The sequence below is a fragment of the Streptomyces sp. NPDC005202 genome, from assembly GCF_040608235.1.
Lineage (GTDB): Bacteria > Actinomycetota > Actinomycetes > Streptomycetales > Streptomycetaceae > Streptomyces.
The window spans coordinates 84,465-93,222 of record NZ_JBEXHW010000028.1 but is presented as its reverse complement, the minus strand read 5'-3'; the positions used below and the strand labels follow the sequence as shown (position 1 = coordinate 93,222).

The following is an 8,758-nucleotide window of genomic DNA, read 5'->3' as shown; positions in this document are numbered from 1 at the left end:
TCCTCCGGTAGCCGCTTCTTGCCCTCGGGGTTGCCGGTAGCCATGTGCGCTCCCTCCGCATCGGGGTCTCCCCTGCTCATGTGGCCCCCCCCCCCGCTCGAGCGAAGTCGGGAGTGGGGGGAGAAGCCGAGAGCCTGGGGAAGGGTCGTTCCTCCTCAGCGTAGATCTAGGCGGGTTACGGACGGGGGACCTGAGCATGTCCGCCGTGAAGCGCCATGCGGTACCGGACGGCACCTCATGGCAACCGTCAGCTCGTCAGCTCGTCAGCTCGTCAGCTCGTCAGCTCGTCAGCCAGGCTCTCAGGCGCTCCTCGCCCGCGAGGATCTTCGCCGTCTCCACGCGTTCGTCCCGCTTGTGCGCCAAGTGCGGGTTGCCGGGCCCGTAGTTGACCGCCGGGATGCCCAGCGCCGAGAAGCGCGACACGTCCGTCCAGCCGTACTTCGGCTGCGGGGTGCCGCCGACCGCCTCGATGAACGCCGCCGCGGCCGGGTGGTTCAGCCCCGGCAGCGCGCCGCCGCTCAGGTCGTCCACCACGAACTCCTCCACCCCGCAGTCCGCGAAGACCTCCCGGACGTGGGCGATGGCCTCCTCCTCCGTACGGTCCGGCGCGTAGCGGAAGTTGACGGTGACGACGCATTCGTCTGGGATGACGTTCCCGGCCACTCCCCCGGAGATGCCCACCGCGTTGAGGCCCTCCCGGTACTCCAGGCCGTCGATCACCGGGTACCGCGGCTGGTACTCCGCCAGCCGCTGCAGGATCGGCGCGGCCGCGTGAATGGCGTTCGAGCCCATCCAGCCGCGCGCCGAGTGGGCCCGCTCGCCCGTGGTCTTCAGCAGCACCCGCAGGGTTCCCTGGCAGCCGCCCTCCACCTGGCCGTCGGAGGGTTCCAGCAGGACCGCGAAGTCGCCCTCCAGCCATTCCGGGTACGCCTCGGCGACGTGCTTGAGGCCGTTCAGCTCGGCCTCGACCTCCTCGTTGTCGTAGAAGACGAAGGTCAGGTCGCGGTTCGGGGCCGGGACCGTGGCGGCGATGCGCAGCTGCACCGCCACGCCGGACTTCATGTCGCAGGTGCCGCAGCCCCACAGGACCCCGTCCTCGTCCAGCCGCGAGGGGACGTTGTCCGCGATCGGCACCGTGTCGATGTGGCCCGCCAGGATCACGCGCTCGGGCCGGCCCAGGTTCGTCCGGGCGACGACGTTGTTGCCGAAGCGGTCGACCGTCAGGTGGGGCAGGGCGCGCAGCGCGGCCTCGATCGCGTCGGCGAGCGGCTTCTCGCTCCCGCTCTCGGAGGGGAAGTCGACGAGCTGCGCGGTGAGCCGCGCGGCGTCCAGCGTGAGGTCAAGCGGGGTATCGGCCATGGCGTCGACCCTAACGCGCCGAACCGGCCGTGGGCTGCCACACATTGTCCACACCCGGCTCAGCGGTCCCAGGAGCCTCCAGTACCTTGTACGCGTGCCAGAGCCGTCCCCCACCACCAAGCGTCGCGGCCGCCTCCTCCGGATCGGGGCGGCCTTCGTGGTCCTGCTCGCGCTCGCGGGCTACCTCACGGTGCAGTACCTCACGGGTGGCACGGGAGCCCCGGGCTGCAAGGTCGTCTCCGGCAAGGGCGACGGCGCGTCGTACGAGTTCACGCCGGAACAGGCGGTGAACGCGGCGACGATCGCGGCCGTCGGCACCGGGCGCGGCATGCCCGAGCGGGCCGTGACCATAGCGCTGGCCACCGCCCTGCAGGAGTCGGGGCTGCGCAACATCCGGCACGGCGACCGGGACTCGCTGGGCCTGTTCCAGCAGCGGCCCTCGCAGGGCTGGGGCACGCCGAAGGAGATCATGGACCCGACGTACGCGGCGGGCGTCTTTTACGAGCATCTGGCCAAGGTGCCCGGCTACACGCGGCTGCCGCTCACCGTGGCCGCACAGCGCGTGCAGCGCAGCGGCTACCCGCAGGCGTACGCCAAGCACGAGCCGGACGCCACCCTGCTCGCCGCCGCCCTCACCGGGCGCGCCGCGGCCACGCTGACCTGCGAGGGACGCCCGGGCGCCAACCGGACCACGGGCCCGGACGCGGTACGGGCGGCAGTCGTACGGGACTTCGGGCGGGACTTCGGGCGGGACTTCGGGCGGGACGTGGTGCAGGAGGCCGGCGCGGAGGTGAGCGGCGGCTCGTCGCCGACGCCCGCGGCGACCGAGACCTCCGGCGGCAGCGGGCGGACCGTGACGCTGCCCGTGCCCGCCGGCACCGGCGCCGCCGCGGCACGCAGCGTGCGGCAGCGCGGCTGGCAGCTGGCGCACTGGGCGGTGGCCAACGCCTCCGCGCTGCACATAGCACGGGTCTCGTACGCCGGGCGGGAGTGGACCGCCGGGATCACCGACAGCACGTGGCGTGCGACCGGGGGGCAGGGTACCCGCGGGGCCGAGGAGGACACGGGCGCGGTCCGGATCGTCACCGCGCGGTAGTACGGACGTACGGATCTTCACCCTTCAGGGTTATGCGCGGCGCCTTCGACCGGCGGTGTGGGCAGGTTTTCGCGCCGTCACCCGCACAGTCGCCGAAACCCTTGAAAACAAAGGGCCGTAAGGATTCGGCAGACTTTCCCGCCGGGTGTTCTTTGCCCGTCTTTATCCGCAGGCGATAATGCGACACATTGCCAACTCTTTACGTTGGCCTGCCGCAACCTTCGCGGGCTTCGAGCGGTAGTCACTGCGTCCGAGCCCGGTCGGTCAGCTGCCGGCACGGTCGGACACTTCACCGTTCTCTCTTGTCGAAGGAGCACTATGTCCCTCCCCCTGACCCGCCGGATCGCCCGTGCCGCGCTGCTCGTCGCTGCGGGAGCGGCTGCCGGGGTCGGTGCGGCCGGCTCGGCCAGCGCGGCCCCCGAGCTGCCGGCCACCCCGAACCTCGCCGGGCTGACCGCCCTGGACGGGGCGAGTGTCGGCAGCACCGTCGACGGCACGGCGCGGCACCTCACCGGGGTCGCGGGCGACACCGGCGGCAAGGCCGTCGAGAAGGCGGTGCCGGCCGCGGGCAAGACCGGCGGCAAGCTGGCGAAGAAGGCGACGCCGGCTGCGCAGAAGGCGGCCGGGGACACGACCGGGGCGGCCGGGGACGTCCTCGGTGACACCGCCAGGACGGCGACGAAGGGCGGGCTGCCGACGGACTCGCTGACGAAGGGCGGGCTGCCGACGCAGTCCCGGCCGCTGGGTGGCTGAGCGCCGGCTGAACGGCTGACGGTTCGCTGCGACTCGCGTGCACGGCGACGGGGTCCAGGGGTTTCCTGGGCCCCGTCGCTTTGTGTGTCCCGTCGGCCGGCCCCTACTCCGCCAGGCGCACCACCGCCGCCCGTACCCTCTCGTCCGTCGCCGTCAGGGCCACGCGTACGAACTTCTCGCCCGCCGGGCCGTAGAAGTCGCCCGGGGCCACCAGGATGCCGCGTTCCGCCAGGTGGGCCACCGTGTCCCAGCAGGACTCGTCCCGGGTGGCCCACAGGTAGAGGCTGGCCTCGCTGTGTTCGATGCGGAAGCCGTGGTTCAGCAGGGCCTCGCGCAGGGCCGCACGACGGGACGCGTACCGCTCCCTCTGCTCGCGGACGTGGGCGTCGTCGCCCAGGGCCGCCACGACCGCCGCCTGCGTGGGGGCCGACGTCATCATGCCGCCGTGCTTGCGGATCTCCCGGAGGGGGCCCAGGACGGCCGGGTCGCCGGCCAGGAAGGCGGCGCGGTAGCCGGCGAGGTTGGAGCGCTTGGAGAGGGAGTGGACCGAGACGATGCCGTCGTAGGAGCCGCCGTTCACGTCGGGGTGCAGGACCGAGACCGGGTCCGCCTCCCAGCCCAGCTCGAGGTAGCACTCGTCCGAGAAGATCAGCACACCGTGCTCGCGGGCCCACGCCACGATGCGGGTCAGGTCCTCCTTGCTCAGCACCTTGCCCGTCGGGTTGGACGGGGAGTTGAGCCAGAGGAGCTTCAGGTTCGTGGGGTCCAGGTCCGTCGGGTCGTCGTAGACCACGTGGTCGGCGCGGGCCAGGCGCGCCCCCACCTCGTAGGTCGGGTAGGCCAGGCGGGGGTGGGCGACCTTGTCGCCGGGGCCGAGGCCCAACTGGGTGGGGAGCCAGGCGACCAGTTCCTTGGAGCCGACGATCGGCAGGACGTGGCGGTGGGTGACGTTCTTGGCGCCGAGGCGGCGCTCGACCCAGCCGGTGATCGCGTCGCGCAGTTCGGGCGTGCCCCAGACGGTCGGGTAGCCCGGAGAATCGGCCGCGGCGATCAGCGCCTTCTGGATCAGCTCGGGGACCGGGTCGACCGGGGTGCCGACGGACAGGTCGACGATGCCGTCCGGGTGGGCTGCGGCCGTCTTCTTGTACGGCTCCAGCTTGTCCCAGGGGAAGGTGGGAAGGCGCTCGCGAAGCGACTCCTTGGAAGGGTGGTGGTGGGCGACGGGAGGGGGGTCGGAGACTGCGGACACGGGGATCAGGCTCACTTTCTGGTACGGCAAACGCCTCGGTCCCGTGCGGCACCGATCGAAGGCGATCAGGCCGTACGGGACCGAGGCGGCGCGGGTTGCGGGCCGCTTACGGGTTACTCGCCCTGCGGCGGCAACGCGGCGATGATGGGGTGGTCGCGCTCGATCAGCCCCAGCTTGCTGGCGCCGCCCGGCGAGCCCAGCTCGTCAAAGAATTCGACGTTGGCCTTGTAGTAGTCCTTCCACTCCTCCGGCACGTCGTCCTCGTAGAAGATCGCCTCGACCGGGCAGACCGGCTCACAGGCTCCGCAGTCGACGCATTCGTCCGGGTGGATGTACAAGGACCGCTGGCCCTCGTAGATGCAGTCGACCGGGCACTCCTCGATGCACGCCTTGTCCTTGACGTCGACACAAGGCTGCGCGATGACGTAGGTCACGCTGTCGTTCCTCCTCGATAGGGCGCTGGCGGGCCTCCTCAGGCTCCGCCGCCTGGCGCGCGGGAGCGCGGCGTCGTCGATGCCCGCCCCTAGTATCTCCGTTCCTGGGCATGATCCGAACAGGAGGGGTGGACTGACCTGTGGAAATCTCTGCGACGGGGCGCCTCAAGGTCCGTATCACCACTGCTGACGTGGGTAAACGGGTCTCCGTACGGCGCTTGAGCGAACCTGGAACACCGGGTGAGAAATTCACCGACACGGTGGGTGTTCTCACATCATGGGACAACAGTGTGCTGCTGATCACACGGAAGGGCGGTGAGACCGTCCGGATTCCGGAATCCTCGCTGGTCGCGGGCAAGGTCGTGCCGTCCGCGCCGGCGCGGCGCCGGGGCCCCGCCGCCTCGTACGAGGAGCTCGCGCGTGTCGCCGGGCGGGCCTGGCGGCCGGTGGAGAGCGAGCGGCTGGGCGAATGGGAGCTGCGGGCCGCCGCCGGATTCACGCGGCGGGCCAATTCGGTGCTGCCGCTCGGCGACCCCGGCCTGCCGCTCGACGAGGCGCTCGCCGCCGTACGGCGCTGGTACGGCGACCGCGGCCTGCCCGCGTACGTCCAGACCGCGACTGGCGCCGAGGGCGCGCAGGAGCTGCTGTGCGCGGAGCTGGAGCGGCGGGGCTGGGTGCGCGAGGTGACCGCCGAGCTGTGGATCGGCGGCCTGGCGCCGGTCGCCGACCGGGCCGAGGGCTCCGGGGTCGTGCTGTCCCGGGAGGCCGACGAGGCGTGGCTGGCGCGCTATCAGCGCAAGGGGCTGAGCGAGGTGGCCCTGAAGGTGTTGGGCAGCGGGCCCTCGGTGTGGTTCGCGACGGTTCCCGGGGAGGCCGGGGGTGCGCCCGCCGCGATCGGGCGGTGTGTCGTCGACGGGCGGTGGGCCGGTTTCGCGGCGGTCGAGGTGGATCCGGCGCAGCGGCGGCGGGGGCTGGCCACCGCCGTGATGGCCGCGCTCGCCCGGCAGGCCCTCGCCGAGGGGGCATCCGCGGCCTGGCTGCAGGTCGAGACCGACAATGCCGGGGCCCGGGCGCTGTACGCCGGGATGGGTTTCGCGGCGCACCATGCGTACCACCACTACCGCGAGCCGGGGACGGAGCCGGGAACGCCCGGCGCCGGCCGGTAGTACCGATCGCCGTGGAAGGGCACGAGCCTGGTATGCGTCCCCCGTATCCCCCACCGCCCGAACGGTCCGCCGAGCTGCGCCGGCGGTTCGCCGAAGAGGCGCGGTCCGAGCGGCCCGACCTGTCGACGCTGTGCCTGCTGGTGGGTGCCGAGGCCGACGGGACGCTGGACGAGGCGGGCATGGACGCGGCGCAGGTGGAGCTGGACCGGCTGGCGGGGCAGCTGCCGTACCGGCCGGGCGGGCCGCGCGCCTGGGCGGTGGCGCTGTGCGAGCTGCTCGGCGACCGGTGCGGGTTCCGCGGCTGGGCCGCGGACTACCAGCGTCTGGAGTCCTCGCTGCTGCACGAGGTGCTGCGGCGGCGGCGCGGGCTGCCCATTCTGCTGTCGGTGGTGTGGTTGGAGGTCGCGCGCAGGGCGGGGGCGCCGGTGTACGGGGTCGCGCTGCCGGGGCACTTCGTGGTCGGGTTCGGGGCCGCGGAGGAGCAGGTGCTGGCCGACCCGTTCGACGGGGGGCGGGTGCTCACGGGATCGGACGCCGAGCTGCTGGTCGTGGGGGCGACGGGGGCGCCGTTGCATCCGTCGATGTTGACGCCGGCGGATCCGCTGGACGTCGTGCTGCGGGTCCTGAACAACATCCGGGCGTGGGCGGCCGCGCGGCCCGAGCGGTCGGATGTGGCGTTGTGGGCGGTCGAGCTGTCGCTGCTGCTGCCGTCGCATCCGGCGCGGTTGCGGTACGAGCGGGCCCAGCTGCTCGTTCAGCGCGGTGACTTCGTCAAGGGGGCCGCGGAACTGGAGGCGTACGCCGACGTAGTGGCGGCGGTGGACGAGCCGGCGGCCAAGTGGGTACGACAGCAGGCACACTCGGCACGGGCGATGCTCAACTGACCCGCGGGCCGGGCGTCCTACAACCAGCCCTTCTCCCGGGCGATCCGTACCGCCTCCGTCCTGTTGCGCACCGCGAGCTTCTGGATCGCCGTCGAGAGGTAGTTGCGGACCGTGCCCTGGGACAGATGGAGGGCCGCTGCCAGTTCCGCATTGGTGGAGCCGTCGGCTGCCGCGCGCAGGACCTCGCGTTCGCGGTCGGTGAGCGGGTTGGCGCCCTCGGCCAGGGCCGCGGCGGCCAGGGTGGGGTCGATGACGCGCTCGCCCGCGAGGACCTTCCGTACCGCTTCGGCGAGTTGGGCGGCGGGGGCGTCCTTGACCAAGAAGGCGTCGGCGCCGGCCTCCATGGCGCTGCGCAGGTAGCCGGGGCGGCCGAAGGTGGTGAGGACGACCAGCTTGAGGGCGGGCAGCTCCTTGTGGAGCTGCGCGGCGGCCTCGATGCCGGTGCAGCCCGGCATCTCGATGTCGAGCAGGGCCACGTCGACGTCGTGCGCGCGGGCCGCCGCCAGGACCTCGTCCCCGCGCGCCACCTGGGCGACGACCTCGATGTCGTCCTCGAGGCCGAGCAGGGCGGCCAGCGCCTCGCGGACCATCGACTGGTCCTCGGCCAGGAGGACCTTGATCGTGCTGCTCATGCCCGGGATCCTACGTTCACCGGAGTGGCGGCGGGCACGCGGGCGACGAGCCGGAAGCCGTGCCTGACCCGGCCCGCCTCCAGCATCCCGCCCGCCTTTTCCAGGCGTTCGGTCAGCCCGGTCAGGCCGTTGCCGGGTCCGCTTCCGGAGCCGCCCGAGCCGTTGTCCTCCACGGACAGTTCGAGCATCGGCCCGTCCAGGGTCTGGCGGCGCACCAGCCCCACCACGCAGCGCTGGGCGCCGCTGTGCCGTACGACGTTGGTGACCGCCTCACGCAGCACCCAGGCGAGGGCGGACTCGCTCTCCTCGGGGACGCCGGTCAGGTCCGGTTCGGCGGGCAGTTCGGCGCTGACCCCGGCAGCCGTCAACGCGACCTGGGCGCCGGCGAGCTCGGCGGACAGCCGCGGACGCCGGTAGCCGCTGACGGCCTCGCGTACGTCGACGAGGGCCTGGCGGCTGACCTGTTCGATGTCGGCGACCTGCTGGGCCGCCTTGTCGGGGTGGTCGGGGAGCATCCGGCCGGCGAGCTCGCTCTTCAGCGTGATCAGGGACAGCGAGTGGCCGAGGAGGTCGTGCAGATCCCGGGCGAGCCGCAGCCGCTCCTCGTTCGCCGCGAGCTGGGCGACGGTGGCGCGGGCCCGACGCAACTCGATGGTGGTGCGGACCAGTTGGCCCACGCCTATCATCGCGAAGCCGATGAGCAGCACCAGCAGGACCAGGTTCCGTGCCTCCTCCGCGTCGGTGCGCAGGCCGACCAGCATCATCACGGCGCCCGTAGCCGGCACCGCCCAGTACGCCGCCCGCACCGGGAGGGTCGCCCCGCAGGCGACGGAGACGTAGCAGAACAGACCGAGCCAGGCCGGGCCGAGCGTGAGGCACAGCACGACGGCCAGCACGCCGAGGGCGACTATGAGGCCGACGACGAGGGGCCGGGAGAACGGTCTGCCCATGTTCCGGAAGACCAGCGCCAGGTAGAGCCCGACGAAGGCCGCCAGGCCCGTCCACCCTGCCGCGGTGCCGGCGAGCGTGTGGTGGCCGGCGGCCAGGTCGTGCACCGGGGCGCTGAGGAAGACCAGCCAGACGCCGATCCACACCAGCTTGCGCAGCAGCTCGCGCCGGTTGCTGGGCGACTCCCCCATGCGCATCAGGCGTTCCTGGTCGGGCAGCTGGTCCTCGGTCATGGCG

The 8,758-nt window shown here is 72.5% G+C and carries 9 protein-coding genes; 4 read left to right on the top strand and 5 right to left on the bottom strand.

What is annotated here, in order from left to right; all coding sequences use genetic code 11:
- Nucleotides 1-279 precede the first annotated feature (279 nt).
- A complete protein-coding gene (dapE, locus tag ABZV31_RS29680; protein WP_355899822.1) occupies nucleotides 280-1,359 on the bottom strand; it encodes a succinyl-diaminopimelate desuccinylase in 1,080 nt (359 codons plus the stop codon).
- A 94-nt stretch (nucleotides 1,360-1,453) separates the two neighbouring features.
- On the opposite strand from dapE, the gene ABZV31_RS29675 reads away from it, so the two are divergent.
- On the top strand, nucleotides 1,454-2,455 hold the full coding sequence (locus ABZV31_RS29675; RefSeq protein ID WP_355899820.1) for a heavy metal transporter: 1,002 nt from the start codon (nucleotides 1,454-1,456) through the stop codon (nucleotides 2,453-2,455).
- A 318-nt stretch (nucleotides 2,456-2,773) separates the two neighbouring features.
- Nucleotides 2,774-3,208 carry an ATP-binding protein gene (locus tag ABZV31_RS29670; RefSeq protein ID WP_355899818.1) on the top strand — a complete coding sequence of 145 codons (435 nt, stop codon included), beginning with the start codon at nucleotides 2,774-2,776 and terminating at the stop codon, nucleotides 3,206-3,208.
- A gap of 103 nt (nucleotides 3,209-3,311) precedes the next feature.
- On the opposite strand, the gene ABZV31_RS29665 is transcribed toward ABZV31_RS29670, so the two are convergent.
- Both ABZV31_RS29665 and fdxA read right to left on the bottom strand, forming a co-directional pair.
- Nucleotides 3,312-4,457, bottom strand: a complete 1,146-nt coding sequence (locus ABZV31_RS29665) for a bifunctional succinyldiaminopimelate transaminase/glutamate-prephenate aminotransferase (protein WP_355899817.1) — start codon at nucleotides 4,455-4,457, stop codon at nucleotides 3,312-3,314.
- Nucleotides 4,458-4,570: 113 nt separating this feature from the next.
- Nucleotides 4,571-4,891: a ferredoxin gene (gene fdxA / locus ABZV31_RS29660; RefSeq protein ID WP_355899816.1), complete on the bottom strand. Its 321-nt coding sequence runs from the start codon at nucleotides 4,889-4,891 to the stop codon at nucleotides 4,571-4,573.
- A 140-nt stretch (nucleotides 4,892-5,031) separates the two neighbouring features.
- Here fdxA and ABZV31_RS29655 point away from each other — a divergent pair, with 140 nt between their 5' ends.
- Both ABZV31_RS29655 and ABZV31_RS29650 read left to right on the top strand, forming a co-directional pair.
- On the top strand, nucleotides 5,032-6,057 hold the full coding sequence (locus tag ABZV31_RS29655; RefSeq protein ID WP_355899814.1) for a GNAT family N-acetyltransferase: 1,026 nt from the start codon (nucleotides 5,032-5,034) through the stop codon (nucleotides 6,055-6,057).
- Nucleotides 6,058-6,089: 32 nt separating this feature from the next.
- Entirely contained in the window at nucleotides 6,090-6,941 is an 852-nt protein-coding gene (locus ABZV31_RS29650; protein ID WP_355899812.1) for a transglutaminase-like domain-containing protein, read from the top strand.
- Between the two features lie 17 nt (nucleotides 6,942-6,958).
- Here ABZV31_RS29650 and ABZV31_RS29645 read toward each other — a convergent pair whose 3' ends face one another.
- Together ABZV31_RS29645 and ABZV31_RS29640 are read right to left on the bottom strand one after the other, a co-directional pair.
- Nucleotides 6,959-7,573, bottom strand: a complete 615-nt coding sequence (locus ABZV31_RS29645; RefSeq protein WP_355899810.1) for a response regulator transcription factor — start codon at nucleotides 7,571-7,573, stop codon at nucleotides 6,959-6,961.
- Nucleotides 7,570-8,754: a histidine kinase gene (locus tag ABZV31_RS29640; protein ID WP_355899828.1), complete on the bottom strand. Its 1,185-nt coding sequence runs from the start codon at nucleotides 8,752-8,754 to the stop codon at nucleotides 7,570-7,572. The genes ABZV31_RS29645 and ABZV31_RS29640 overlap by 4 nt, the downstream gene beginning before the upstream one ends.
- Between the last annotated feature and the right edge of the window lie 4 nt (nucleotides 8,755-8,758).